Annotated in this window: 21 protein-coding genes and 1 tRNA gene; 3 read left to right on the forward strand and 19 right to left on the reverse strand. The window is 62.0% G+C overall.

What is annotated here, in order from left to right; translation table 11 throughout:
- Nucleotides 1-231 precede the first annotated feature (231 nt).
- Entirely contained in the window at nt 232-1,221 is a 990-nt protein-coding gene (locus AB1J88_RS19690) for a GGDEF domain-containing protein (protein WP_430291782.1), read from the forward strand.
- Nucleotides 1,222-1,351: 130 nt separating this feature from the next.
- Here the strand turns inward: AB1J88_RS19690 and AB1J88_RS19695 are convergent, their stop codons facing one another.
- From AB1J88_RS19695 to gabD, 3 genes are all read right to left on the reverse strand, one after another.
- Nucleotides 1,352-2,563, reverse strand: a complete 1,212-nt coding sequence (locus AB1J88_RS19695; RefSeq protein ID WP_198760131.1) for a response regulator — start codon at nt 2,561-2,563, stop codon at nt 1,352-1,354.
- Between the two features lie 131 nt (nt 2,564-2,694).
- Complete coding sequence (gene gabT / locus AB1J88_RS19700) at nt 2,695-3,975, reverse strand: 4-aminobutyrate--2-oxoglutarate transaminase (protein WP_108181327.1); 1,281 nt, start codon at nt 3,973-3,975, stop codon at nt 2,695-2,697.
- A gap of 185 nt (nt 3,976-4,160) precedes the next feature.
- On the reverse strand, nt 4,161-5,603 hold the full coding sequence (gene gabD, locus AB1J88_RS19705) for an NADP-dependent succinate-semialdehyde dehydrogenase (protein WP_430291784.1): 1,443 nt from the start codon (nt 5,601-5,603) through the stop codon (nt 4,161-4,163).
- A gap of 443 nt (nt 5,604-6,046) precedes the next feature.
- Here gabD and AB1J88_RS19710 point away from each other — a divergent pair.
- A tRNA-Arg gene (locus AB1J88_RS19710) sits at nt 6,047-6,123 on the forward strand.
- Nucleotides 6,124-6,198: 75 nt separating this feature from the next.
- On the opposite strand, the gene AB1J88_RS19715 is transcribed toward AB1J88_RS19710, so the two are convergent.
- The 5 genes from AB1J88_RS19715 to AB1J88_RS19735 all read right to left on the reverse strand — a co-directional run bounded on the left by AB1J88_RS19715 (nt 6,199) and on the right by AB1J88_RS19735 (nt 10,046).
- A complete protein-coding gene (locus AB1J88_RS19715) occupies nt 6,199-6,447 on the reverse strand; it encodes a hypothetical protein (RefSeq protein ID WP_430291785.1) in 249 nt (82 codons plus the stop codon).
- A 56-nt stretch (nt 6,448-6,503) separates the two neighbouring features.
- Nucleotides 6,504-7,103 carry a hypothetical protein gene (locus tag AB1J88_RS19720; protein WP_430291786.1) on the reverse strand — a complete coding sequence of 200 codons (600 nt, stop codon included), beginning with the start codon at nt 7,101-7,103 and terminating at the stop codon, nt 6,504-6,506.
- Nucleotides 7,100-7,681: an RNA polymerase sigma factor gene (locus AB1J88_RS19725; RefSeq protein ID WP_430292702.1), complete on the reverse strand. Its 582-nt coding sequence runs from the start codon at nt 7,679-7,681 to the stop codon at nt 7,100-7,102. Before AB1J88_RS19725 ends, AB1J88_RS19720 begins: the two co-directional genes overlap by 4 nt.
- Nucleotides 7,682-7,710: 29 nt before the next feature.
- Nucleotides 7,711-9,396: a vWA domain-containing protein gene (locus tag AB1J88_RS19730; protein ID WP_430291787.1), complete on the reverse strand. Its 1,686-nt coding sequence runs from the start codon at nt 9,394-9,396 to the stop codon at nt 7,711-7,713.
- Nucleotides 9,397-9,485: 89 nt separating this feature from the next.
- Nucleotides 9,486-10,046, reverse strand: a complete 561-nt coding sequence (locus tag AB1J88_RS19735) for a YbhB/YbcL family Raf kinase inhibitor-like protein (RefSeq protein ID WP_041071019.1) — start codon at nt 10,044-10,046, stop codon at nt 9,486-9,488.
- A gap of 139 nt (nt 10,047-10,185) precedes the next feature.
- Here AB1J88_RS19735 and AB1J88_RS19740 point away from each other — a divergent pair, with 139 nt between their 5' ends.
- Nucleotides 10,186-11,709 (forward strand): FAD-dependent oxidoreductase, encoded by a 1,524-nt coding sequence (locus AB1J88_RS19740; RefSeq protein WP_430291788.1) that lies wholly within the window; start codon nt 10,186-10,188, stop codon nt 11,707-11,709.
- Between the two features lie 102 nt (nt 11,710-11,811).
- Here AB1J88_RS19740 and pgaD read toward each other — a convergent pair whose 3' ends face one another.
- The 11 genes from pgaD to AB1J88_RS19795 form a co-directional block, all read right to left on the reverse strand.
- Nucleotides 11,812-12,345 carry a poly-beta-1,6-N-acetyl-D-glucosamine biosynthesis protein PgaD gene (gene pgaD / locus AB1J88_RS19745; protein ID WP_430291789.1) on the reverse strand — a complete coding sequence of 178 codons (534 nt, stop codon included), beginning with the start codon at nt 12,343-12,345 and terminating at the stop codon, nt 11,812-11,814.
- Nucleotides 12,342-13,697, reverse strand: a complete 1,356-nt coding sequence (gene pgaC / locus AB1J88_RS19750; RefSeq protein WP_041071010.1) for a poly-beta-1,6-N-acetyl-D-glucosamine synthase — start codon at nt 13,695-13,697, stop codon at nt 12,342-12,344. Before pgaC ends, pgaD begins: the two co-directional genes overlap by 4 nt.
- A gap of 1 nt (nt 13,698) precedes the next feature.
- On the reverse strand, nt 13,699-15,696 hold the full coding sequence (pgaB, locus tag AB1J88_RS19755) for a poly-beta-1,6-N-acetyl-D-glucosamine N-deacetylase PgaB (RefSeq protein WP_430291790.1): 1,998 nt from the start codon (nt 15,694-15,696) through the stop codon (nt 13,699-13,701).
- A 12-nt stretch (nt 15,697-15,708) separates the two neighbouring features.
- On the reverse strand, nt 15,709-18,189 hold the full coding sequence (pgaA, locus tag AB1J88_RS19760; RefSeq protein WP_430291791.1) for a poly-beta-1,6 N-acetyl-D-glucosamine export porin PgaA: 2,481 nt from the start codon (nt 18,187-18,189) through the stop codon (nt 15,709-15,711).
- A 248-nt stretch (nt 18,190-18,437) separates the two neighbouring features.
- Nucleotides 18,438-19,943, reverse strand: a complete 1,506-nt coding sequence (locus AB1J88_RS19765) for a YdgA family protein (RefSeq protein WP_430291792.1) — start codon at nt 19,941-19,943, stop codon at nt 18,438-18,440.
- A 316-nt stretch (nt 19,944-20,259) separates the two neighbouring features.
- On the reverse strand, nt 20,260-20,895 hold the full coding sequence (locus tag AB1J88_RS19770) for a hypothetical protein (RefSeq protein ID WP_047290746.1): 636 nt from the start codon (nt 20,893-20,895) through the stop codon (nt 20,260-20,262).
- 93 nt (nt 20,896-20,988) lie between these two features.
- Nucleotides 20,989-22,431, reverse strand: a complete 1,443-nt coding sequence (locus AB1J88_RS19775; RefSeq protein WP_222017379.1) for an efflux transporter outer membrane subunit — start codon at nt 22,429-22,431, stop codon at nt 20,989-20,991.
- On the reverse strand, nt 22,428-23,315 hold the full coding sequence (locus AB1J88_RS19780) for an efflux RND transporter periplasmic adaptor subunit (RefSeq protein ID WP_041070994.1): 888 nt from the start codon (nt 23,313-23,315) through the stop codon (nt 22,428-22,430). Before AB1J88_RS19780 ends, AB1J88_RS19775 begins: the two co-directional genes overlap by 4 nt.
- Nucleotides 23,312-23,521 (reverse strand): DUF1656 domain-containing protein, encoded by a 210-nt coding sequence (locus AB1J88_RS19785; RefSeq protein ID WP_007957657.1) that lies wholly within the window; start codon nt 23,519-23,521, stop codon nt 23,312-23,314. The genes AB1J88_RS19780 and AB1J88_RS19785 overlap by 4 nt, the downstream gene beginning before the upstream one ends.
- Complete coding sequence (locus tag AB1J88_RS19790) at nt 23,518-25,581, reverse strand: FUSC family protein (RefSeq protein ID WP_430291793.1); 2,064 nt, start codon at nt 25,579-25,581, stop codon at nt 23,518-23,520. Before AB1J88_RS19790 ends, AB1J88_RS19785 begins: the two co-directional genes overlap by 4 nt.
- Entirely contained in the window at nt 25,578-26,006 is a 429-nt protein-coding gene (locus AB1J88_RS19795; RefSeq protein ID WP_047290742.1) for a MarR family winged helix-turn-helix transcriptional regulator, read from the reverse strand. The genes AB1J88_RS19790 and AB1J88_RS19795 overlap by 4 nt, the downstream gene beginning before the upstream one ends.
- Between the last annotated feature and the right edge of the window lie 36 nt (nt 26,007-26,042).

Here is a 26,042-nt window from a genome sequence, read left to right on the forward strand (position 1 = left end):
CCCTGTGGCGAGGGGATTCATCCCCGATCGGTAGCGCAGCTACCGCAAATGTGTCGACGCGTTCTCATTGCTGAAACGCGTCATCTCTACCGCCCGGCGGGAGCAAGCTTCCTCTCTACAAAAGCGCGGAACTTAGCACCGAAAGCCCTATCTCAAAGACACTTCGCCATCCCGGCGGGCTGTACTGTGGCCGTTGTCGAAATCGCGGCACGCCCTTTGAGAAATGTGCCGATGGTCAACAACAATCAACAAGACTCATCCCTTGCGCAGTGGCCCGAGGCCGCGCAAACCCTGATGGCGCTGATGCACGCCCAAGGCGAAGTCGCCCGGCTGAGCGAGCGCGAACAACTGTTCAGTTCATTGCTGGTGAGCGTCAACGCGGTGCTCTGGGCGTTCAATTGGGAAACCCGTCAGGTGCTCTATGTCAGCCCTGCCTACGAGCGGATTTTCGGTCGTTCCGCAGGCCTATTGCTGGCTGACTACAACCAATGGCGCGACAGCATCTACCCCGACGACCTCGACTATGCCGAGCGCAGCCTGGCCGAAGTGCTGCACAAAGGCGCGGTGGAAGACCGCGAATACCGGATAATCGCCGCCGACGGCCAGGTTCGCTGGCTCAGCGACAAGTGCTTCATCAACCGTCAGGACGAGCCCGGGCAACCGGTGATCATCGTCGGCATCGCCGAAGACATCACCGACAAAAAGCGCATGGAAACCGAACTGCATCGGCTGGCCACCACCGACGTACTGACCCAAAGCAGCAACCGTCGCCACTTCTTCGAATGCGCCAACCGCGAATTCGACGACGCGCGCCTGCACGGTTCGCCACTGGCCTTCCTGCTGCTGGACATTGATGACTTCAAGCAGATCAACGACAGCTACGGCCACCCGGAAGGCGACAACGTGCTGCAACGCATCGCCGAATGCGGGCGCACCTCGTTACGTCGGGGTGATCTGTTCGGACGTATCGGCGGAGAAGAATTCGCGGCCGTGTTCCCCGGTTGTGCACCGGACATGGCGATGCAAGTGGCCGAGCGGCTGCAGCAGGAGATTCAGCGGATGGTCTTCAATGTCGAAGGCCAGACCTTCGGCATCACCGTCAGCCAGGGACTGACCAGCCTCAGGGACGATGATGAAAGCCTCGACAGCCTGTTCGCCCGGGCGGACGCAGCGATGTACGAGGCCAAACGGCAGGGCAAGAACCGGATTATCTCAAGCTGAATCCACCCTCCGATTTACCTCCCCTGTAGGAGCTGCGGCACGCTGCGATCTTTTGATTTTTGCTTTAAAAGACAAGATCAAAAGATCGCAGCGTGCCGCAGCTCCTAGAGGGGGATGCTCGTGAATCCGGTTATTTACGCATCCGCATCAGTTCCGGCAACCCGATCTTCAGCAGCCGCGCCGTGCGACTCTTTGCCAGTTCCTCAACGCCCTCATGTTCGGTCAGGCGTGCCATTTGCGCCGCCATGTTCATCACCAGCGCCTCACGGGAATAAACCCCGCCTCCGAGCTGGTAGACCGACGCAATCAACTCGCGCAGCTCCAGCGGCAGGCGCCAGCGCGTGCGCAACGCCGAACCGTAAGCCGCGCCGAATTCCGCCAGCGCGTCACCGACTTCCTCCCACTCATCAAGCTCGCCGCCGGCCTGCTTCCACTCCTGTAGACAGCGCAACAGCGCCAGATCGCCAAGGCGATGCAGCATGCCGGCGCAATAGCAGCGTTCCTGATCCAGGTCGAGCAGGCGCGCCAGGGTGCGGGCGTATTCGGCAGTGTGCAGCGACAGCCCCCAATAGCGCTCGGCGTAATCCGCCAGGCACGGGTCGCTGAGTTTGGCGCTGCGCTTGAGCGCCAGGCCGAGAATCAGGTTCATGCTCTGCCCGGTGCCGAGGCGATGCAGCGCCTGCCCCAGGGTCTGTACCGCCGCGCCATGATGCTGCGCCGCGCTGTTGGCGGCGGCGATCAGCACGGCGGTGATCTGCGGATCGGTACGGATCTCTTCTTCCAGCAGTTTCAGGTCGAGGCCATTGGGGTTGAGGCTGCGTTTGACCGCCACCTGCACATCGGTCATCAACGGCGCGCCATCGGCCTGCTCGCGGCGCCGCTCGAGGAACACGGATAGGGTCATGCCCGGCGCCAGCGTCGGCACTTCGCAGAACACCTCTTCACCCGCGTTCAGCAGCAAACCCTGCAGCCGCTCGGTCAGGGTTTCCATGTTCAGCGGTTTGGTCAGATAGGCCGTCGGAGCCAACGGGATGGCTTCGCGCACGCTGGCGCTGTCGTTGCGACTGCTCATCAGAATGAACGGCAGCGGCGGATTGCGTTTGCGCTGGCGCACGCTGCGCAGCACGCTCAAGCCATCGATACCGGGCAACTCCCAATCGACAATGGCCAGGTCATAAGGCACTTCGCTGAGTAACGACATGGCTTGCTGGCCATCGGCACACAAGTCCAGCCGCGCATCACAGCGCACGTTGAGCAACACTTGTTTAAGCAGGTCACGAGACCACGGATCGGCCTCGGCAATCAGCACTCGGGGTACGGCGGGTAAATCAACGGCGGTCATGCGCGCTCTCCCTTGCAATGCCTGAACCTTAGCCAATGCTGGCCCTTCGATACAGCGCAAAAGGGTTTCCGAGGCATAAAAAAACCCGCCGAAGCGGGTTTTTTCTCGATCCGATCACACAGTGCCCGGAATTACAGCTCCGAGAAGCACTCTTCGATGATCGCCAGGCCTTTGTCCAGTTGCTCGTCCGGCGAGGTCAGCGGTACGAGAACGCGCAGCACGTTGCCGTAGGTGCCGCAAGACAGCAGGATCAGCCCCTTGTCACGTGCCTTGGCCACCACCGATGCCACGGCGGCCGCGTTCGGCTTGTGGCTGTCGCCGTTTTCGAACAGCTCGATCGCGATCATCGCGCCCAGCGCACGCACTTCGCCGATCACTGCCGGGTATTTGGCCTGGATGGCCTTCAGGCCGGTGACCAGACGCTCGCCGACAGCCTTGCAGCGGTCCAGCAGGTGTTCTTCTTCGAACACTTCCATCACGGCCAGGGCCGCAGCGCAAGCGATCGGGCTACCGGCGTAGGTGCCGCCCAGGCCGCCTGGAGCGATGGCGTCCATGTATTCGGCCTTGCCGCAGACACCGGCCAGCGGGAAGCCGCCAGCGATGGATTTGGCGAAGGTGGTCAGGTCGGCCGCAACGCCCATCTGTTCCATAGCGAAAAAGGTGCCGGTACGGCCAGCGCCGGTCTGCACTTCGTCAGCGATCAGCAGGATGCCGTGCTGGTCGCACAGGGCGCGCAGACGCTTCATGAACTCTTTCGGCGCGACGTAGAAACCACCTTCACCCTGCACCGGTTCGATGATGATCGCGGCGATGTCTTTCGGCTCGGCGTCGTTCTTGAAGATGCGTTCGATGGACGCGATCGAATCGTCGATGCTCACACCGTGCAGCTCGTTCGGGTACAGCGCGCGGAAGATGCCGCCTGGCATCAGGCCCATGCCGGCCGAGTACGGCACGACCTTACCGGTCAGGCCCAAGGTCATCATGGTGCGACCGTGGTAGGCGCCGGTGAAGGCGATCACGCCGGCACGGCCAGTGGCGGCACGGGCGATCTTCACGGCGTTTTCCACGGCTTCGGAACCGGTGGTCACCAGCAGGGTTTTCTTGGCGAAATCACCAGGCACCTTGGCGTTGATCTTTTCACACAGCTCTACGTACGGTTCGTAGGCCAGCACCTGGAAACAGGTGTGGGTCAGCTTGTTCAGCTGTTCGGTCACGGCGGCGATGATTTTCGGGTGCACGTGGCCGGTGTTCAGTACCGCGATACCGCCGGCGAAGTCGATGAACTCACGACCTTCAACGTCAGTCACGGTAGCGTTCTTCGCCGATTCGGCGAAGATCGGGTGAATCTGGCCAACACCACGTGGAACAGCTGCGGTACGACGGGCCATCAGTTCAGCGTTAGTCTTGCTCATTACAGTCCTCATTCACCGCTCATCGGGCGGCGTGGTTCAAGGATTAAGCGGGAGGAATCGGCGGTGACAGCATGCGATGATCGACTGCCACGGCGTTCCCGGCCGCAGAGAAAATTCCGGTTTGAAACGACGCAAAGGGACAGCGCTCTCGTGCCCTTTGCGTTTGCAGCGATCCCTTTCCCGGCTTAGATGCCCAGGCAGAGGTATTTGATTTCCAGGTAATCTTCGATGCCGTACTTGGAGCCTTCACGGCCCAGGCCCGACGCCTTGATGCCGCCGAACGGCGCGACTTCGTTGGAGATCAACCCGGTGTTGACGCCGACCATGCCGTATTCCAGCGCTTCCGCCACACGGAACACGCGGCCCAGGTCGCGGGCGTAGAAGTAGGAGGCCAGACCGAACTCGGTGTCGTTCGACATCGCGATCACTTCGGCTTCGTCTTTGAAGCGGAACAGCGGCGCCAGCGGGCCGAAGGTTTCTTCCTTGGCCACAGCCGCGTCTTTCGGCACATTGGTCAGAATGGTCGGCTCGAAGAAGTTGCCTTCCATCGGCTTGCCACCGGCCAGCACGATGGCGCCTTTGGCCACGGCGTCAGCAATGTGCTCTTGCACTTTGGCCACGGCTTTTTCGTCGATCAGCGGACCCGTGGTGGTGCCTTCTTCCAGACCGTTGCCGATCTTCAGCTTGGCCACCGCGACTTTCAGCTTCTCGGCGAACGCGTCGTAGACCGAATCCTGAATGTACAGACGGTTGGCGCAGACGCAGGTCTGGCCATTGTTGCGGTATTTGGAAATGATCGCGCCTTCGACGGCCTTATCCAGGTCCGCGTCGTCGAACACGATGAACGGCGCGTTGCCGCCCAGTTCCAGCGATACTTTCTTGATGTCCTTGGCGCATTCCGACATCAGCTGACGGCCGATTTCGGTCGAACCGGTAAAGGACAGCTTGCGCACGATCGGGTTGCTGGTCAACTCGCTGCCGATGTCGCCAGCACTGCCGGAGACCACGCTGAACACGCCTTTAGGGATGCCGGCGCGCTGCGCCAGTTCAGCCAGGGCGAACGCGGAGAATGGAGTTTGCGAAGCCGGCTTGAGCACCATGGTGCAACCGGCGGCCAGCGCTGGGCCGGCCTTACGGGTGATCATCGCCGCCGGGAAGTTCCACGGAGTGATCGCGGCGGTCACGCCGATCGGCTGCTTGATCACGATCAGGCGCTTGTCCGGCTGGTGGCCCGGAATCACATCACCGTAAATGCGCTTGGCTTCTTCGGCGAACCACTCGATGAACGACGCGGCGTAAACGATTTCGCCCTTGGCTTCGGCCAGCGGCTTGCCCTGCTCAAGAGTCATCAGGCGAGCGAGGTCGTCCTGGTTCTCGATCATCAGTTCAAACCAGCGACGCAGCTTGCCGGCACGCTCTTTGGCGGTCAGTGCACGCCAGGCCGGCAGCGCCTTGTCGGCGGCTTCGATGGCACGGCGGGTTTCGGCGGCGCCCATCTTCGGCACGGTGCCGAGAATTTCGCCGGTGGCCGGGTTGTTGACCTTGATCGTCTGACCGTTGTCCGCATCGACCCAAGCGCCATCAATGAAGGCTTGCTGGCGGAACAACTGGGTATCTTTAAGCTGCATGTCGGCTTTCCTTAACAGCACCGCGGCCTGCGCGGAGCAAAATTATGATTGTAGAAAGGCGCCTCGCAAGGCTGCCGTCAGGGAAATCATCTACCGGGTGAGGCGCAGTGATCGTGCGTTATTCACCGCACCTGCGCTTCCACACCCCGTCAAAGAGCGTTTGAAATCTCAAACGGATCGTAGGAGCAAAGGGGTTAAAGGACAATAGGTCGTTCGAAAAAAAGAACAAAAACCCTGCGTTTGCTGGATTTTTCAGATCAACGCGCAAAAAGCCCCGGCCGCAGCCAAACCATAGATCAGCCGGGAAAAAGCGCCAAGCGAGGGTTTTGCAGGACGTTACAGCTTTAAGGAATGCAGCGTTTCACACCGACACGCGCCCTGACAAAACCCGCCAAAACCCGGCATGGACGCCCCGAGCCGACCTAGGTATGATGTCGCCCGCTGCACCAGTAGCTCAGCTGGATAGAGTACTGCCCTCCGAAGGCAGGGGTCGTGGGTTCGAATCCCGCCTGGTGCGCCATGAATTGAAACGAAAAGCCCCGGACTGTGATGGTCCGGGGCTTTTTTGTGGGCGCGGTGTTAGATGCAACGACGGTCACTCCGTCGTCCAGTCAAACTCGTCGTAATCGTCGTAATCGTCGTAATCGTCGTCTTCCTCTTCTTCCGCAGCCTCCTCAAAAACCTCGTCTTCTTCCACGACGTCGTCTTCCGACTGGTTCAGCAGGAACTCCTTGCGCGCCTCGGTAATCGCGCGCCGCATCTCCTCGCCCTTCTGCGGGCAGTTGAGGAGTTGGGCGATGCGGTCAATTTTTGCTGCCACTTTGTTCTCCAGCGCTTCAGCCATGGCTCGATAGTGCGCGTTTTTGCCGGGCAATGCCAAATGGCTGGGTGAACAAGCGGTCAGTTCTGGCGGATGCGCTCAAGTCGCAGGTCGAGGTTCACCCCGGGGTAGCGTTTGTGCAGATTGTTGTACAGCGCATCCGCGGCTTGCGACTGGCCGGCCTCGCGCAGGCGCAGGACTTCGCGCAGTTGCTCATCCAGGCCGTTGGCCGGGGCGGCGGCGCGTTTGCTGAGTCTGGCTTCGTCGGCGCTGATCGCGTCGCTTTGCATCGGCTCGGCCATTTCCATCATCGGTGCCGGTGCGGGCATGGCCGCAGCGGGCGGGGCGGCCAGTGACTGCGCTTCCGGCGCTTGCTTGCGCGCCAATGGCGCGGCCGGTTTGGCGGCCGGGGTGAAGTCGAATTGCGCTGGCGGCTCGGGCGCACGTTGCACCAGCGACAGCATCAGTGCCACACCGACCAGGCTGGCGAAGGCGACCTGCCAGCGCGGTTTCTGGCAGAAGTGCCACCAGCGTTGCCACAGGCTTGGCTTGGGCGCCGGAGCTGCGCGGTGCGCAGCGGCGAGAATCAGCGCATCGAGCTGTTCTGACGGCTCGCCGGTGTGTTGCTCGCGATAATGTTTGAGCAGTTGCTCTTCCGGCGTCTGGCGGGCGTCAGTCATGTCAGTACCTCCTCGGCCAGCAGCCGACGCAGTTTTTGCTGGGCGTAGCGCAAGCGGCTTTTGACGGTTTCCAGCGATGTTTCGGTGAGGCTGGCGATTTGTGCCAGGTCGAGGTCACCGTGGGCGCGCAGCAGAAACACTTCGCGCTGCTCGGCGGGCAGGGTTTGCAGGGCGCTTTCCAGGCGCTGGCTGTCGCGGCTGAGGTTCAGCAGTTGCTCGGGATCGTGGGTCTCGTCACCGACCGCGTGCAGTTGTTCGTCGTAACTGTCGTGCAGCGGCTGATATGCGCCGTGTTTGCGCCAGTGATCGATCAGCCGATTGCGTGCAATCTGGAACAGCCACGTACGAAACGTCGCCCGTCCTTGTGGCTGACTGGTGCTGCGGATCAGGCTCAGCCAAGTGTCCTGAAACACCTCGTCAGCCAGTTCCGGTTTGCCGCTCAACCCGAGCAAAAAGCGATACAGACTTTGCCGATGACGGGCGTACAAAATCTCGAACGCCGCGCCGTCGCCTTCGCGATAACGCGCCAGCAGCGTTTCATCGCTGCTGGCGGTCGGGCCGTCTGGCGTAGCAAACAGCTGACTGATGAAGCCTTTGAATCGGCTCACTATTCGATCCGTCGCTCAGTGGGCATCGCATTCGATGCGGTTGAGCTGCGCAGGCTTTGCGCCAGTTCCACCAGTTGCACGAACTCGTTGCGCAAACCGAAGCGGTCGTCGCCGCGAGCGCCACGGGCCAGCGCTTCGGTGTCTTTCAGGCTGAAGTCGCCGGTGTAGCGAGCATCCTTGAGCTGCTGGGAAAACGCCGCCACCGCCGCTGCGAAACGCAGATCGTCACTGGCCGGTGCGACTTGATCGGTAATCGGCCGCTCGATCAGCAGACTTTTCCCACCTTCTGGCTGTTGATAACGGACACGCAGCATCGCCAATTCCCCGTTTTTCGCCGAAACCGCCGCTTCCGATTTACCGTAGCGCAGCGGTTCCAGCCAGCCCTGCTCACCTGCCGGGACAATTTCATACAGCGCGGTCACCGTGTGTCCTGCGCCAACTTCACCGGCATCGACCTTGTCGTTGCTGAAATCCTCACGCTTAAGCGCACGGTTTTCGTAGCCGAGCAGGCGATATTCACTGACCTGCGCCGGGTTGAACTCCACCTGCAATTTGACGTTTTTCGCCACCACGGCAAGGGTCGAACCGAGCTGATCCACCAACACCTTGCGCGCCTCGCGCAGGTTATCGATATAGGCGTAGTTGCCGTCGCCAGCGTCGGCCAGCTGTTCCATCAAGTGTTCATTGTAGTTATCCACACCGAAACCCAGGGTGGTCAGGGAAATCCCGGTTTTGCGTTTATCCACAGCCATTTGCTTGAGGCTGTCGAAGTCGCTGATGCCGACGTTGAAGTCACCATCAGTGGCCAGCAGGATGCGGTTGATGCCTTTGGGAATGAACGCCTGTTGTGCCATTTGATAGGCCAGTTCGATGCCCGACGCACCTGCAGTTGAGCCGCCAGCGGTCAATTGCTCGATGGCTGTGCGAATTTTGGCTTTTTCCCGGCCAGACGTTGGCTCCAGCACTACGCGGGATTCGCCGGCATACACCACCAGCGACACCCGGTCCTGCTCGCGTAACTGATCAACCAACAGTTTCAGCGTGCTTTTGACCAGCGGCAGGCCTTCGCGGCGATCCATCGAACCGGACACGTCCACCAGAAACACCAGATTGGCCGGGGCCAGTTCCGCCACGGCCCGGTCGGAGGCCTTGATGCCGATCCGCAGCAGGCGCGTGTGCTGATTCCACGGGGTGACGGCCAGTTCGGTGGTCACGCCGAAGGGCGAGCCATCGCTGGGCTGCGCATCGTTGTAGGGAAAGTAATTGACCATCTCTTCCAGCCGCACCGCACCTTCCGGAGGCAGGCGTCCCTGATTGAGCAGACGCCGGACGTTAGCGTAGGCGCCGGTATCGACGTCGGCGCTGAAGGTTGAGACCGGGGCCTCGGCCACGCTGTGGATCGGATTATCGGCCAGCGCCTGATATTGCTCGCGCTGCTCGTCGCGATAGCCTTGTGGATAACTTTCCGGGGCCGGCATCGCCGCGAAACTCGCCATTGGCGCCGGTCGCGCACTGCGCTTGGCCATGGCGCCATCGACGCTGAGCGCTTCATGCTGAATCGACGCCTGTGGCTGGGCCGGCGCCGGGACAACAGCCGATTCGGGATTGGAAGACACGCCGCAACCGGCGACGGTCAACAACATACCGACAGCAACGGGTCGCAGAAAAGGCAGGGAGCGGGACATGGGGGCTGACCTCGGGATGAAAGTGATCCATTCATCCACTGAGACGGGCAGCCCCTTCAGATCGGGTTAAACCCCGCCAAAAAAATTTTTTAGCGGTGATAACGCCGCACCACGCTGCTGTTACGCAGTACGTGGCCTTTGATCTTGTCCATCAGCTCGGCGCGGGTCAGGCCGGCGGGCAAGGCATCCGGAGCCAGATCCAGGGCGTAGATCTGAATGATGTAGTGGTGTGCGCTGTCGCCAACCGGTGGGCATGGCCCGATGTAATGGGTGGTGCCTTTGCTGTTGGTGCCGCCTACGCCTTCGAGACTGGATTTGGCGCCGACACCGGCCGGGATCTGCCGGGTGGTGGCTTTGATGCCGTAATGAATCCAGTGATCGACGCCAGCCCCTTTCTGGCCGTCCGGGTCGTGCATGACGATCGCGTAGCTCTGGGTGCCGGCAGGCCCCGCGTTCCAGGCCAGTGCCGGAGACTGGTTCTTGCCACCGCAACCGGCCGCATCGCTCGCGGCGGCGGAGGTGAACAGGCGGTTGTCCGAGACACCGGGGATATCGAGGGTAAAGCGCTCGGCCGCCTGCGCCGGAAACTGCACGCAAAGGGCGACGGCAACGGCCGCCAGCCAAGGGTTGAGAGAGGTCAATCGGGTCATTCCGGGAGCACCTTGTGCAGTTGGGCCTTCGTCGGCCTGCAAACTATAGCCGTACCGTTCGTGCCGTGGCAGTGGCAATTGGCTGAACCTCGCACTGCGGCGCAAACTCGTAAGAGAAATGCCTGTCAGGAGCACGACCATGAGCCTGCACCGTGTCGCCCGTGTCGCCGATGTCCCCGAATACCGTGGCCTGCAAGTCGAAATCGGCGAGCGCAAGATTGTCCTGTTGCGCGCTAACGGCCAACTGCGCGCGTTTCAGGGCGAATGCCCACACGCCGGCGCGCCATTGGCTGACGGCGCGTTGTGCAACGGACGCCTGATCTGCCCGTGGCACAAAGCCGCGTTTCGTGTCGAAGACGGTGCGCTGTGCGAGCCGCCGGCCCTCGACAGCCTCAAGCGTTATCCGCTGGAGTTACGTGGCGATGAGGTCTGGGTCGATGATCAACCGCTACCGGATGGGCACACGCCGCCGGCCGATGATTCGCGCACCTTCGTGATTGTCGGCGCAGGTGCAGCGGGCACGGCATGTGCGGCGGCACTGCGGGAGAAAGGTTTCGGTGGCCGGATCATCATGCTCGACCGCGAAGCGGAAGCCGGTTACGACCGCACGGTGCTGAGCAAATTTGTCCTCGCCGGCGAAATATCGGCGCAGGAAACCCCGCCGCTGCGCGATGAAGATTTTTATCAAGAGCAGCGCATCGAACGCCGACAAGGCGAAATCACCGCCCTCGACGCCTCAGCGAAAACCCTGCATTTGCACGACGGCCAATCCCTGCGTTACGACGCCGCGGTGCTCGCCACCGGCGGCGAGCCCAATCCGCTGCAACTGCCCGGCGCTGATCTGCCGCAAGTGTTCGTCCTGCGTTCGAAAGCCCAGGCCGAACAGATCATGCGCACCGCCAAACCCGAACAGCGGGCGCTGATCATCGGCGACAGCTTTATCGCCCTGGAATGCGCCTCGGCCCTGCGCCAGCTCGGGCTCGACGTGACGGTCAGCGCCCGCCACGCCATTCCGTTTGCCGCGCAATTCGGCACAGCCGTGGGTAAAGCGATCCGTGCGCTGCATGAACAACACGGGGTGAAATTCATCACCGATCACGAAGTCCGGGAAATCATTGGCGACGGCAAAGTCGAAGCGGTGCTGCTGGACAACGGTTTGCGCGTCTCGGCGGATCTGGTGCTGGCCGGGGTCGGCGTGCATCCGACCACCGAGGCTTTTGCGTCGCTGCCGAGGGAGAAAGACCAGTCACTGCGAGTCGACGCCGGCCTGCGTGTTTGCGACGGGCTGTGGGCGATTGGCGATATCGCCACGTTCCCCCTGAGCGGCCAGCCGCAACGCATCGAGCACTGGCGCCTGGCCCAGCAGCACGCACGCATTGCTGCCGCCAACATGTTGGGCGCCGATGAGCATTATCTGGATGTGCCGTTTTTCTGGACCTGGCACTTCGGCAGGAACTACGACTACCTTGGCCATGCCAGTCAGTGGGATGAAATCGAGTTCAGGGGCGAACCCGAGCATCCGCCGTTCATCGGCCTGTTCGGCCACAACGGCGTGGTGGTCGCCGCGGTGGCCTGCGAGGAGGAGCGGGCCATGGCGATGCTCGCGGAGCGAATGAAACAACCACTGGCGATGGAAGAAGCTTGGGAGCTGATTCGCTGCTGAATGCTGAACAATGTAGGAGCTGCCGAAGGCTGCGATCTTTTGATCTTGATTTTAAAGATTAAAAGATCGCAGCCTTCGGCAGCTCCTACAGGGGGACATCTTTCAGGTGAGGCGATTCATCGGGTCGCGATTATCGTCATCCTCGGCGTGCAGAAAGATCACCCGCGGATGCTCCAGCGGCGCCAGCGGTGGCGGCAATTCCGCCGGCTCCAGTGGCCGAAAGTTCAGCACCACATGGCTGATGTCACCTTCCTGATCGTTGTGGATGGTCATCACCCCCGGCGTGCGCAGTTTCTGCAAGCGCTCATCGCACAGGCGGAAGCTCTTGCTCAGCCCTTCATCATCGACCACCGGTGCCGGCAATCGACGCTGGGCGAAGCTTCTGCTTTTGCGCTGTTGGTAACGCGCCCAACCAATCAGGATCACCGCGTTGACCAGCGCCACCCACAGGTAGATCTGCAACGTACCCAGGGCCTCGAATGCCGAGTTGTCGATGCGTGGCCCACCCGCGTGGGTTTCGATCAGCGGCCACAGCCCGCGTATCAGCAGGAACAGCAGGCCGACCCAGGCCAGCACGGTGAGAATCACGTCGATCACGACCAGGAACGGTCGCTGGCGGGTCCGGATGATTTTCATTTGATGACCTCCTCTTCGTCGTCGCCGACCGGTTTGATGCCCCGATCAGGACTGACCCAGCGCGCACGCTTCTGATGTTGGCCAAACAAGACCTTGGGGAAGCTGACCAAGGTCGTGAGCAGACTGACCAGCCAGAAAGCGATCGGATACCAGACCACCCAGAACATGGTTCGGCCCAGACCTGGCTCATAGCGCCGGTCGATAATGATGCTGACGGCGAACTGCACCAGACAGACGAAGGCCAGCAACAGGCCGGTGAACGCCGGAGGCATCAGGTGATGCACGGCAATCGATTCCGGCATGACCACGAACTTGCCAACGGCCCAGAAGATTACCGACAGCAGAAAGGTGAAGGCCCAACCGGTCGAAAGGCAATACTCGAACAGCAGCGGCCACAGGTAACGATGGCGGTACTGCCAGATGCCGCGGATGTTCTTGAACAGCACCTCGGCACCGCCCTGGGCCCAGCGCAGGCGCTGCTTCCACAGACCACGCAGGGTTTCCGGCATCAGGATCCAGCACAGCGCGCGCGGCTCGTAAAAAATGCTCCAGTGATCGAGTTGCAGCTTCCAGCTGATGTCGATGTCTTCGGTGATCATGTCCGGGCTCCAGTAGCCGACCCGGTTCAACGCGGTACGGCGGAACGCGACGATCACCCCGGACACGGTGAAGATCCGCCCGAACACCCGTTGCGTGCGCTTGATCAGACCGATGATCGACGAGAACTCGCCGACCTGCACCCGCCCGACCAATGTCGAACGTGTACGGATACGCGGGTTGCCGGTCACTGCGCCGAGGCGCGCGTTGTCGAGCATCGGCGCCACCAGATAGGCCGCCGTGTTCGGTGCCAGCAGCGCGTCACCGTCGATGCACACCAGATATTCGCTGCGCGCGGCAATGGCGCCCATGCGCAGGGCCACGGCCTTGCCCTGGTTTTCCGCCAGATGCAGCACCCGCAGGCGTGGGTCTTCCTGGGCGAGCCGGTCGAGCACTTCGGCGGTGTTGTCCTTGGAACCGTCGTTGATCGCGATGACTTCGATGTTCGGGTAATGCTGGGCCAGCGCCGCGTGAATGGTATCGGCGGCGTTTTCGCCTTCGTTGTAGCAAGGGATCAGGATGGAGATCAGTGGCTCGCCTTCCAGTGGCGGCGGCAGGGTGTCGTCCTGCCATGGCCAGTGACGCTCCCAGTGCAGCCAGAAATACAGGCCGCCAGAAATCCACAGGCCGGACATGAACAACGGGTAGAAGAACACGAAGTCCATCAGGAACTGCCCGGTGACCAGGAAGATCAACCCCAGCGGCACGCCGAGGACGAGCGCCAGAACAAGCAGGGCTAACAGTCTATCCAGCATGTCATGGGTTCCATTTGTTGGAGAGCGCAGGCCTTACGGTTTTCAGGTCCGGCAGGTTGTCGAGGAAGTTGTCCGGGTAGTAACCGAAACTGGTCGCCCCCTGACGCTTGAGCCGGCCCATCCAGTCCGCCAGTTGCGCACCGTCGATGTCGGCCTGATCCTTTTTCGTCCAGTCGCGGGCCTGCAGCTCGAACACCGTGCGATCCAGTGCACCGGGGCGCTGTTTGATCTTCGCCACCAGCTCTTCAAGCCACGGGCCGGATTGCGCCTGGGTCTGTTTTTCCATCAGCGGCATGGCCATCGGCGCCGTCCAGTCGTAGGTCACGAGGAAGTCGTCGAGGTTCTGCGCAAACCAGGCTTCGCTCTCAGGATTGAGTACCGGCTCGGCGAAGATGTTGCGTGCGGTCAGCACCTGCGGGCCACGGATCGCACGCACCTTGGCGGTCAGCTCATTGGTGAAATCGATCAGGTATTGACTCTTGAAGCGCGTCCAGCGCTGCATCGCCGCCGGATCATCTCGAAGCGCAGCGATTGACCCGGGCAAGCCGTGCGCGGCATAAGCTTTCAGAGCCTCGGGGCTGGCGTCTTCGAAGTCCGAGAGCACCGCATCGTCGTGGTACAGAATGCCGTCGACCGAGGTCAGGCGCGCCACGTCTTCGTAGATTTCACCGATGATCCGCCGTACTTGCGGATCGAACGGCGACAGGCGCTGATACTGGCCCGGATCGACCGAGGTGGTGCCGGTCTTCGGATCCCAGCGCGTGACACGCGGCAGTTTCGCATCGAGGCCAAAACTCAGCACCGGCATCCACGCGAAGACTTTCACGTGCGCCCGAGTGCGCAGTTGCCAGGCAACGCGGTCGAAAATGTCGGCGCGCACCGGCAGGTGACGGTTGGGGAAGTACAGCGAGTGCACCAGTCCGTCGCCCTTCGGATCGGCGAAGGCCTGCAGGAACACGGTGTTGGCACCCATGTCGGCCATGCGCTGGATCAGCTTGCCGAGGTTGATTTCCTGTTGCGCCGGGTCTGGGTCGTAAACGTTGTCCAGATCGACGTGCACCACACGCATGGCGAAATCCGATTGCACGCCGACGATGCTGTTGGCGAAATGCTCGCCGTCAGGATCCGAGGCCACCAGAAAGCGCGGGCTGCTCATCAGGTTGTCGAGGGCATCGAGACCGTCGTCCAGGGTCAGGGCCATTTCATAGCCCTGCTCGCCGATCACGGCCAGCGATGTGCCGTCCGCCGTGCCGTACGGCCAGACCCAGATGCGCGGTTTCTTGCCGGTGACTTTGCGGATTTTTTCCGAGATGGTCGCCACGTCATTGCTGATTCGAGCGCGGAACTGTTCTTCGGACTCATAGCGCTTGGTGAGCGGATCGTAGCGTCGGGTGGCCGCCGCCGGCTGCATGTTGCCTTGCGGGTTGGCGAGGATGCCTTTGTGGCTGGCGTCGGTGTGCGCGGCGATTTCCACCAGCCCTGACTGCGAGATTTCCCGCACCTGATCCCAGGTCAAGAAGTCGGAGCGTGCGCGGGGTGCACCGGCAAAATCCACCGGTTGATTGAGCGGCGTGTCGATCCACACGCCGACCGGCGCCAGCAGAGCGTGCCAGTTGTAGGCGCGCAGCACCGGCAGCACGCGGGTGTAGAAGCTTGAATAACCATCGTCGAAGCTGAGCAGGATCGCTTTGGCCGGCAGTTCCGGGCCGCCCTTGCGCGCCGCCATGATCTGATCGACGGTGACCGGTTGGTAGCCGTTCTCGCGCAGCCACGCGAGCTGCTCGATCATGCGCTCGGTGCGCACCGCCACCACGGCCTGATCGGGGTCGCGGTCTTCGATATCGTGATAGGCAATGCCCAGCACATGGTTTTTCGGCCAGGGTTTTTCATTGGCCGCCACCGGACGTTGCGACGGCGGCGCGAAAGCCGGGGCTTGCTGGGCGCAGGCGCTGATCAGCAGCACTCCCAGCAGAAGGATGAAACGCGTCATCAAAGGCATCTTCAAACTCTTCTAGAAGCGGAAAGTGAGGTCGACGAGCAGACGCAGATCGGTCTCCCGATCACCGTCGTAGGGCCGGTTGATCACACTGAACAAACCGCCCACCTCGAACACGTCGTTCCAGGCATAACGCTGGCCGTAGCCGAGCATCGCCATGCCGCCGGTGCCGTGGTCACGCTGGCTGTAGGTGCCCGCCCCGGCCTGAAACTGCTGGCTCCACGAGGTTTCGTAACGGTGGTAGAGCACATGGTTGACGTTGACCGTCGGCATCACGCTGAAGTCCGCCTTCGGGTTGAAGTACGGCACATCCTCGGACTTGGAGTTGTGACTGGTACCGACTTCCAGACCGGCATCGACCTGCACGTTCGGCGCGCTGTAGACGCCCTCGCGCCCGGTGAGCAAGGCTTCGACGCGGTTGTTGCCGTCGCTGAAGTGCGACGGGCTGACCGACAGCCGCCACTCGCGACTTTCGTTGGCGCGCCAGCGAATGAACGCGTTGCCGCCGTTGGCCTTGATGTCGCTGTTGAGCGCCCGCAACGGCGTCTCGGCCGACAGATAGGCGAAGCTGCCGCCGTACTGCCAGTGATCGTTGATGTCGCGGGCAATCGCGATGCGCGCGCCCTGTTTGGCGCCGTAACCGTAATCGTGGTTGGAGACCTCGGCTTCCAGGCTCATGTCGCGGGTACGGCGCTCCAGACCGACACGCTGGAAGCGGTCGGTGCCCGTGCCTTCGGCGAAGTCGCCGGTGGCATAACCGGCGCCGACGAACACCCGCCAGTCTTCATCGATCGGCGGGCTGTACAGCGTGCTCTGGATGCCGAAATCGCGGCTGCCACTGACCGCGCCCGCACCACTGCCGCCGCCTCCGTTGGCCTTGCCGCCATAGGCTTCGACGCGCAGTTCGGACATGTCGTGCACTTCGCGCTCGCGGGCCGCTCGTTGCACCTGACGGTTGTCGGGAAAACGCGCGACCACGTCATCGGTCAGCGCATCCATTTGCCGCCATTCCTGCAGGGTCATCGCGGTGCGCGCCTGAGCGAGTTCCAGGCCCATGTCGCGCGGGACCATGCTCTCGGTTTCCTTGAGCTGATTTTCCGCGCGGCGTGGCCATTGCCGGGCCAGGTACAGATCGGCCTGCGCCAGGCGCAGGCCGATGTTGCCCGGGGCCTGATCGACCAGTGTCTGCAGGCGCTCTTCGCCGTGCGGCAGGTCGGAGCCGTAGGTGCCGGCCTGCGCCGCGAGTTGCTGGGCGTCCATCCACTCATCATTGGGGTTGCCGATCGGCAAGCCCTTGAGTTCGACGCGCGGTTTCTGGGTCTTGGCCAGATCCTCGGCGAGTTTGCGCGCTTCATCGGCGCGGTCGCTTTCCAGCAGCGAGTAGTACAACGCGGTGGTGTCTTCGAGGCGATCACCGACATCGGCGTCCGGGGCCGACAACACCTGGCGATACAGGTCGGTAGAGACTTCTGGCTGGCGCTGATCCAGATACGACGCGGCGACCCAGCGCAAGGCGTAAGTCGGAATCCTCACGCCTTCGCTTTGCAGCTTCTGGTATTCATTGATCACGTCGGCGGTGCGCGCCCGGGCCTTGAGTGCACCCATGCGGTCGATACGCCAGCGAATCACGTCATCATGGGCGCTGGCATCCGGGGTCCAGGTGGCGAGCAGTTTGTCGTAATCGGCCAGCGCGCGGTCGGCGATCACGTAGCGTTCTTTTTCACTGCGGGTGGCGAGTTCGGCCAGACGCACGCGTTCGGCGGCCAGATCACCTTCGAGTCGACGCAAGGTGACCGGGTCGATCAGCCCCGGACGTTGATTGGCCAGACGCAGCGCCGGTTCCGGCAGCCGCGCCTTTTGCAGGGCGACCACGTATTCGCGGGCGACTTCCGGCTTGCTGCCGGCACGGATAAACGCTTGATCGTATTCAAACAACGCGTCGTACTGCTTGCCGGCGCGGGTCAGGGCATAGCCCAGGGCGAGGCGGCGCGATGGATCGTCGGGTTTGGCGGCCACCAGCGCCTTGGCGCGGGTCACGGCTTCGTCGGGTTTGCCCGCGTCAGCCTGAGTCAGGGCCAGCCCCAATTGCAGGTCAGCGTTGTCCGGCTCCAGCGCCAGGGCCTTGTTGTAGACCTGGGTCGCCTGCTCCCAACGCTTGAGGTTGCGATAGGCGCGTGCGGTGGCGGTCAGTGCCTGCACCGGCAGCACCCGGTCACGGCCCTGGGTTTCATAGACCTGCACCACTTCGGCATCGAGGCCGGCCCAACTGGCGATCTGCAGGTGATCGCTGATCTGGCCAGTGGTCGCCTGCCCCGGCGGCACCTGGCGCAGCACGTTCAGCGCAGGCGTGGTCTGGCCGGCACGGGCATCACGCACCATCTGATCATAGGGCGTATCGGCAAACGCCAGTGCCGGCCAAAGCAACTGGCTGCACAGCGCAACACGAAACAACGGGCGTAAACCACGATGTAGAACAGGCACATCAATACGCGGCATTCGTCAGCATCCTTACATGGCCAGCCGGGTCGCAATGCCCCCCTTGCCCATTCGTAACGGAGGCTGAGCCAATAAAGACCCAGCCAAGCTTAGTCAGGCAGTCTTGCATGCAAGCGTAGTCGAATATTCAGAACACAATAATTGTTCAGAATCGTGCCGCCGGCTCAGTGCAAAACCCGAACGCCAGACAGCAAAACGCCCGGCGTCCGCGAATCCAGAGGCCGGGCGTTGCTATTTAGAGCGCAGGATTACTGCACTTGCGTGACGCCAGCGAACTTGCTCATCAGGAAGCCGACGAACTGCTCGACGGTCATCTTCTGGCCGTTGAACTCCACCTGATTGGCAGCGTAATGCAGCTTGGTCACGACATTGGTGCCGTCGACGGTCGCCAACTGCGAACCGACTGCCATGCCGGAGAACATGTCGGCGCCGGCGCTGGCCTGATCGACGATGGCTTTGGCGTCAGTCTGGCCGTCGAGCTGCGCCTGCACGCTGAGCAGATCGATCAGCATCGGCTTGGACACCTGAATGTTCAGGTCCAGCAGCGCGATCAATTGCTTGCCCAGTTGATCCGGCGGCAGATCCATCGATTGCGGCTTGGTCAGATCAATCACCAGGCTGGCGCGGCTTTCACCGTTGGCGGTTTTCAGCGACAGGTTTTCCAGCGCGATCTGTGGGCTGGCGGCCAGCAGTTTCTGCAGGTCAGCCTTGACCTGTGCCGACTCGGCTTCGGTCAGGTTCAGTTCCGGTGCCGGCAGACCGGCCTCGGCAGCGGCCGCCGCTTCCTTCTCGTACGGCTGCAATTTGGTCTGGTAGATCTGCATCAGCGACATCGTCGACGGGATGTCGAGGTTCTTCAGGCTCATGGCCATGTTGGCCGAACCGATTTTCTTGTCGTTGAGGGTGACTTCACCCACCTTGTAATCAGCGCGGCCCGAGGCATTGCTGCCGCTCTCTTCGGTGAGGTTCTTCATTTCGAAGTTCTTCACGCCGAGCACCGACTGCTTGGGACCGAAGGTGGTTTTGCTGCTGGTCAGCTCCAGGGTGTTTTCCCCGGTGTAGTAGCCGTAGCTGCTCTTGTTGAGGTTGCTGGCCAGGGTCAGACCGTTGAGTTCGACCTGCACCGGTGCCTGATCCTGCGCCACGGTGACCAGTTTCAGGCTGTCCATGTAGCCGTCAGCCTTGACCTTCTGCGCCTGGGCACTGGCGGAGATGTTCATGGTCAGGCCGGAAAACTTCAGGCTCGACTGTTCGTCCAGCGCGGTTTCCAGCGGCAGCAGTTCCAGGCTGCTGGTGGTGGATTCGTCGTAGCCGATGTTGGTCACACCTTTGAGCGGCGCGGCGCCTTTGGTGGCGGCAAACCATTTTTCGGTGGCCGGGCTCTTTTCCAGCTCGTAATTGCTGGTGGCCATGACCGGCAGCCACTTCAGCGAAACCAGGCGCGAGAACGGCAGCGGGCCGTGTTCGATGTGATCGACGAACAGCAGCTCGACCGGCTGGTCACCGAACATCTCGCCTTCGCCCTTGAGGCGGTAGTGCGCGGTGCTGGTGAAGGTGTGGCGCTCCAGCGACACCAGCTCCAACGACGCGCTGCCATTGGAGCCGGCCATCGCGGTCTGCAGCTCTTTGTTGGCGTTGCTGACGGCGTTGTTCAGCACGCCTTCGATCTTGGTCCCGGTATACCAGGCCCCGCCGGCACTGATCGCACCGATGGCAACAACAATCCCGAGAAGCACGCCTGCTGATTTATTCATGAATGACCTGATCAATGTCCGTGGCTGAAAGTGTGGTCGTCTTCCCTGAACCCGTGACCGGGTCGCGGCTCGACTCCGCTGAAATTAGCGGTGGAGATTAGCACTGGCAGCGCGAGGCGGCCCAATGTTTAAAGGTTAAAGAGTGTCTATGGGGAGTGTGGACAGCTGACAGGCGGGGAGAGTTGCAGTGTTTTTGAGCACGCTATCGCTGGCAAGCCAGCTCCCACAGGATTGGTTGTGTTCACAAAATCCGAGAACACCACAAAAACTGTGGGAGCTGGCTTGCCAGCGATGGGGCCAGAGGACTCCCAGAAGATCAGGAATACTGAACCTCGATCTCATCGAGCTGATGATCAAAGCTCTTCAACCGCGCCGTCCAGGTATACACCAGCACTTCAAAGTCGCGATCAATCACCGCCCCGCCCGGCCCGTCAGCCCGGGGATCGCAGAAATCCAGTTGATAGCGCTCACGGGCCATGGCCGTGGCGACATCCGACAGTTCGCGGGCATTGTTGAGCCAGTGCCAGCCTTCATCGGCAATCTGCTTGTCGAGTTCCAGGCACTGTTTTTTCAGGGCTTCGAGGCTTTTTTCCAGCGGGGTGCCGGTCAGTTCGCCCATGACTTCGGCGAAGGTGCGTCCCGGTTGCCAGTAGCTGCCCCAGAAGTAGCGATCAAACACGGTTTCGACCCGGCGCAGGGCGACTTTGGTGTCCCAGATCAGCACCAGGGTCTTGCCCTGTTCCAACTGGCGTTTCTTGACCCGCTGCACCTGAACCGAGGCCCACGCCACGACGACGATGGCCATCACCGCGATCAACGCCGTGGCACTGTCGAGGAAGACCATGGCCTTGTCGATCTGATGGGCCAGCATGATGCCGTAGAAATAGGTGGCCGACAGCAGCACCAGCGCTACCAGGGCGCACCAGAAGCCGAGAGCGTAAGGGTTTTTCATTATTGGTTTCCCCTAGACCAGCGCTAGCGATGTGCGCTGAAAGGGTGCGTTGCACGGGGCACCCTTTCAACACTTCAAAGCATAGCAACGGCTTCAGGGTTTGCTGGCGCTTGAGGCTTGCGTTCGTCCGCTTTCCCAGCCGCCACCCAGGGCGAGGAACAAATCGATCTGGCTCATGGCAACCTGAGTGTTGGCGGCGGCCAGTTGCGCAGTGACGTCGGTGTAGGTGCGGGTCGCCTGCAGGTCGGCGAGGAACGACTCGCGCCCGGCCTGGAAGAAGCGGTGGGTCTGGTCCGCCGCCAGTTTCGCCGACTGCTCGGCATCGGCCAGGGCGTCGCGGCGTTGCAGCAGCGCGCTGTACTGGGCCAGACCGGTCTGGGTTTCGCGGATGGCGTTGAGCACCACGCCGTCGAAATGCGCCAGCGCGCCCTGGGTGTTGGCTTCGGCCTCACGGATCCGTGCGCGGGCGCCGTTGGTCGGCACCTTCCAGCTCAGCGACGGGCCAAAGCCCCAGCGGTTGGTCGACGGATCACCAAGGTCGGAAACGATGCCGACGGTGCCGATGGTCGCGCCGATGCTGATGTCCGGGTAGAGCTCACCGGTTGCAATGCCGATGCCGGCGGTCGCGGCGGCCAGACGACGCTCGGCTTGCCGCACATCGGGACGACGTTTGAGCAGCGTCGCACCGTCGCCCACCGGCAACTGTTGGGCGATTTTCGGCAGTTCGGCACAGGTCGCGGTGCCGGCAGGCAACTGGTCGAGCGGTTTGGCCAGCAGCATCGACAGGCGGAACAATCCGGCCTGACGCGCCGCTTCGTAGCGCGGCAGGTCAGCCCGCAAGGATTTGAATTGGGTTTGCGAACGAGTGACCTGGGTCTCGTCACCACGCCCGGCATCGCGCAAGCGCTGGATCAGCGTGGTGCTCTGCGATTGCAGGTCGAGGGAATGCTGAGCGATTTCCCGTTCTTCGTTGGCGGCGCACACTTGGGTGTAGGCACGGACCACGTCCGCGACGAGGGTGATGCGCGCGGTGTCGGCCGCCGCTTGCGTGGCATCGGCGTTGGCTTTCGCCGCTTCGATCCCGCGTTGCAGCGTGCCCCACAGATCGAACTGGTAAGACGCGCTGATACCGATGTCAGCGACGTTGGCCACCGGGACTTTTTCCGGCAGCAGGAATGCTTGTCCGGATTCCTGCAAGCGCTGCGCGCCCATCTTCACGCCGCCGCTCCAGCCGCCGGCCGCTTCGGCTTCATCGACCTGGGCACGCGCCCGCGACAGGTTGGCCGCCGCCACGCGCAAATCCGTATTGGAAGCCATGGCTTGCTGTACCAGTTGATCCAGACGCGGGTCTTGATACAGCCGCCACCAGTCCGCCGGCACCGGCGCCGACACCACTGGTTTGCCGTCCACCGCCAGCTCGCCCTGAAAATCCTTGCGCTGCACCGCCGCGTCAGCGGGCAGGTGATAGTCCGGCCCGACCATCTGACAGGCCGAGAGCATCAGGCCCAACCCGGCGATCATCAGGGCCCTGTTCATTGCGCGGGCTCCTGCGTTTTGTCGTCGATGATCGACACGGTCGCGGTCCGCCCGGCGATCATGCGGAAGTCTTCCGGCACCTCGTCAAAGGCGATGCGCACCGGAATCCGCTGCGCCAGCCGCACCCAACTGAACGCCGGGTTGACGTTCGGCAGCAGGTTATTGCCGCTGGTGCGGTCGCGGTCTTCGATACCGGCGACGATGCTTTCGACATGCCCGCGCAGCCTGGCCTTGTCGCCGATCACACGGATATCCACCGACTGCCCGACATGAATGCCATCGAGTTTGGTTTCTTCGAAGTAGCCGTCGATGTGGAACGAGTTGCTGTCGACCACCGACAACACCGGACGCCCGGCGGTGACGAATTCCTGCACACGCGGCGCACGGTCGTTGACGTAACCGTCCACCGGGCTGCGGATCACCGAGCGATCCAGATTGAGCTGCGCGCTGTCCACCGTCACCAGCGCTTCGGCCAGCGCCGATTGCGCGCGGGCAACTTTCGACTGGCTTTCTTCCAGCTGTTCGGCCGGCACCAGATTACCCAGACCACGGTTACGCTTGGCTTCACGCTGCGCCTGGGCCAGGGTTTCTTCGCGATCGGCGACCGCCGCTTTAGCCTGACGCAGGGCCAGTTTGAAGCGGTCCTGGTCGATGCTGAACAGCACTTGGCCGCGTTTGATCAACTGGTTGTCCTTGACCTCGACCTGCTGGATCAGCCCGGACACGTCCGGGGCGATCTGAATAATGTCAGCGCGAATGTGGCCGTCACGGGTCCATGGCGCAAACATGTAATACATCACCATGCGCCAGACGAGGACGACGGCAAAAGTCACGATCAGCAGGGTCAGGACCACGCGACCGATAGTCAGAAACGGTTTTTTCATGTCATCAGGTATCGACTGAGTGAGTCCACGCCGTACAGCATCACGGCGTAGAGGGCCACGTTGAACAATGCCCGGTGCCAGACCAGACGGTAAAAGTGCAGGCGCGTGAGCACGCCGTGCACCAGCACAAACAACACATAGGTGATGCCCATCAACACCAGCAGGGTCGGCAGGAAAATGCCGCTGATATCCAGATCACCAATCATAGGGGCGCTCCATCGGGCAGCGGTTCTTCGGCATCGCCGGTGCTGACAAATTCCACGCCGGGCAACAGCGCCAGGCGCAAACCGCTCAGGGCATGCAACAGGTTTAGCCGGGTTTCTTCGTCGCCGTGGCCTTTGAGGGCGCGGCGGGCGCGATCCATGGTCATCAATAAGGGACTCGGTGCCGGCAAGCGTTCGCCGGCCTTGAGGCAAGCGCGAAAATACTCACCGACCTCGGCCACCACTTGTTGCAGCAGGGCATTCGGCGCGCCCTCCACCCGCGGGGTGTAGGCCAGCAGATCAAGCAGGTTGAGCCCGACACGCACTTCACGCATGGCAATCCCGGTGTCCTGGCCGGTCATGGCCAGACGCGGCAAGTGCTGCATCAGACGGTCGAGCAACTGCACGCCCAACTGCCGATGTTCGGCAAGGTTGGCCGGCTCGGTCATGTGCACGATGTCCTTCCAGCTGAAACGGGTCAGACGTTTGGCGGCCAGCTCGACGCCAAACGGGCGGGCGATCAGGGTCCAGATGAACGCGAACAGCAAACCCATCGGGCCGGCCAGGTTGGAGTTCACAAAGGCGAAAAAGTCCGCGTCATACGCGCCCTGAATGCTGATGAACGACGAGGTGTTGACCAGCGTCAGGAGCATGCCGAGGTAGAAACGCGGCTGCACCGTCAGGGTGCCGACGCAAATGAACGGAACCGCAAACGCCAGTACCAGCATCGGGAAATCGTGCAGGTTCGGCAGAATCAGGAACAGATAGAGACTGGCGAACAGTACCGACATCCCGGTCCAGAAAAAGAACCGGTAGATCTGCGGCGCCGGGTCGTCCATTGAGGCGAAGAAACTGCACGCCACCGCTGCCAGAATCACCGCACTGCCGCCGTCCGGCCAACCCAGCAGGATCCACAGCACCGAGGCGACGATGATCGCCAGAATGGTCGAGGCCACCGAATACAGCATCATCCCGCGGTCGAGAAACGGCGTCAGCCGCCCGAGGCGCCAGTGCCGGTAAACCGCACGCCAGCTATCCTGGCGCTCGCAGAGAATCGCGTCCTGCAGACTGCGGCAGTCTTGCCACAGATCGATGAATTCACCGAGGCGATAAATCGCGTTGGAGAACAGCAACTGCTTGCGATCTTCCAGCGCCTCGCAGCTTGGCTGCAGGGCCTGGAGTTGATCCTTGAGCGCCTGCCACCGATCAAGATCGGCGTCGTTATGGCCGAGCCATTGCTGGGTCGCGGTCAGCAGCGGGGCAAACTTTTCCACCAGTTCCGGGGTACGCCGTTCGAGGGCGTAGAGCGAGTCTTCCAGAGCGTCGATCACCGGCAAGAGGTGGATCATCCGCCCGCGCAGCTCCTTGGTGTTGCGCACGGTTTGCGGCCGGGCGCCTTCGTGGGGCAACTGGCCGATCATCAATTCGAGGCTGTTGAAGTTGGCGACCATGGCCATGCGCAGCGCGGCGATCTGTTCAGGCTGCACGTCACGGCTGAGGAACTTCAAGCTGTAGGTGGTGGCGTCGGCGAACCATTTGCCCACCGCGTCGTTGAACACCGGCGCCAGACGCCGCGGCCAGAACATCGCGCCGACCACCGCCGCCACGGCGATGCCGAGAAAAATCTCTTCGGTGCGCGCTTCCGCCACGTCCCACACCGCCAGCGGATTATCCACGGTCGGCAAGGCAATCAGCGGCAATGTGTAACCGGCCAGCATCAGCGCGTAGTTATTGGCGGTGCGCAGGTGCAGCGACAGGAACAGCAAAATCCCCGTCCACAAGGCAATCACCACCACCAGCACATATGGGCTCTGCACGAACATCGGCACGAACAGCACCGCCGCCGCCGCCCCGAGAAAGGTGCCGATGGCGCGGTACAGCGCCTTGGAACTGGTCGGGCCGAGAAACGGGCTGGAGACGATGTACACCGTGGCCATCGCCCAATACGGACGCGGCATTTGCATGAGCAAGGCGATGTACAGCGCGATCATCGACGCTGCAAAGGTGCGGACCCCGTAGAACCAGTCGCGGGCCGGAGGAATGCCGGAGAAAAAACCGTTCAAGAATTGATCACCACAGGCGGATTGGCCGCCTCAAAAGCTCGCAGTACTCGAAGCGTAGCCTCCAGATCACTCTGGTCGATGCCTTCGAGCACTTCATGACGCAGACGCACCAGTTCGCTTTCCACCGCTTGCACCAGCTCACGGCCGGTGTCGGTCAGGCTCAGGCACTTGGCCCGACGATCCTGCGCATCTTCGGTGCGGCAGACGTAGCCGGCGTGGCACAACTGGTCGAGCAGGCGTACTAGCGACGGACTTTCCATCCCGGCGGCCTGCGCCACCTGCACCTGACGCACGCCCTCGCCCAACCGCCCGATCATCAACAACGGCACGGCGCAGGCTTCGGAGATTCCATAGTTGACCAGCGTGGTCTGGCAGATCTTCCGCCAATGCCTGGCGGCCACCACCATGGCACTGCTGATGTTCATCTGGAGAGCGTCGAGGGAATTCGCCACGGGAAAATG

The organism is Pseudomonas sp. S8 (assembly GCF_050473925.1).
GTDB classification, from domain to species: domain Bacteria; phylum Pseudomonadota; class Gammaproteobacteria; order Pseudomonadales; family Pseudomonadaceae; genus Aquipseudomonas; species Aquipseudomonas parakoreensis.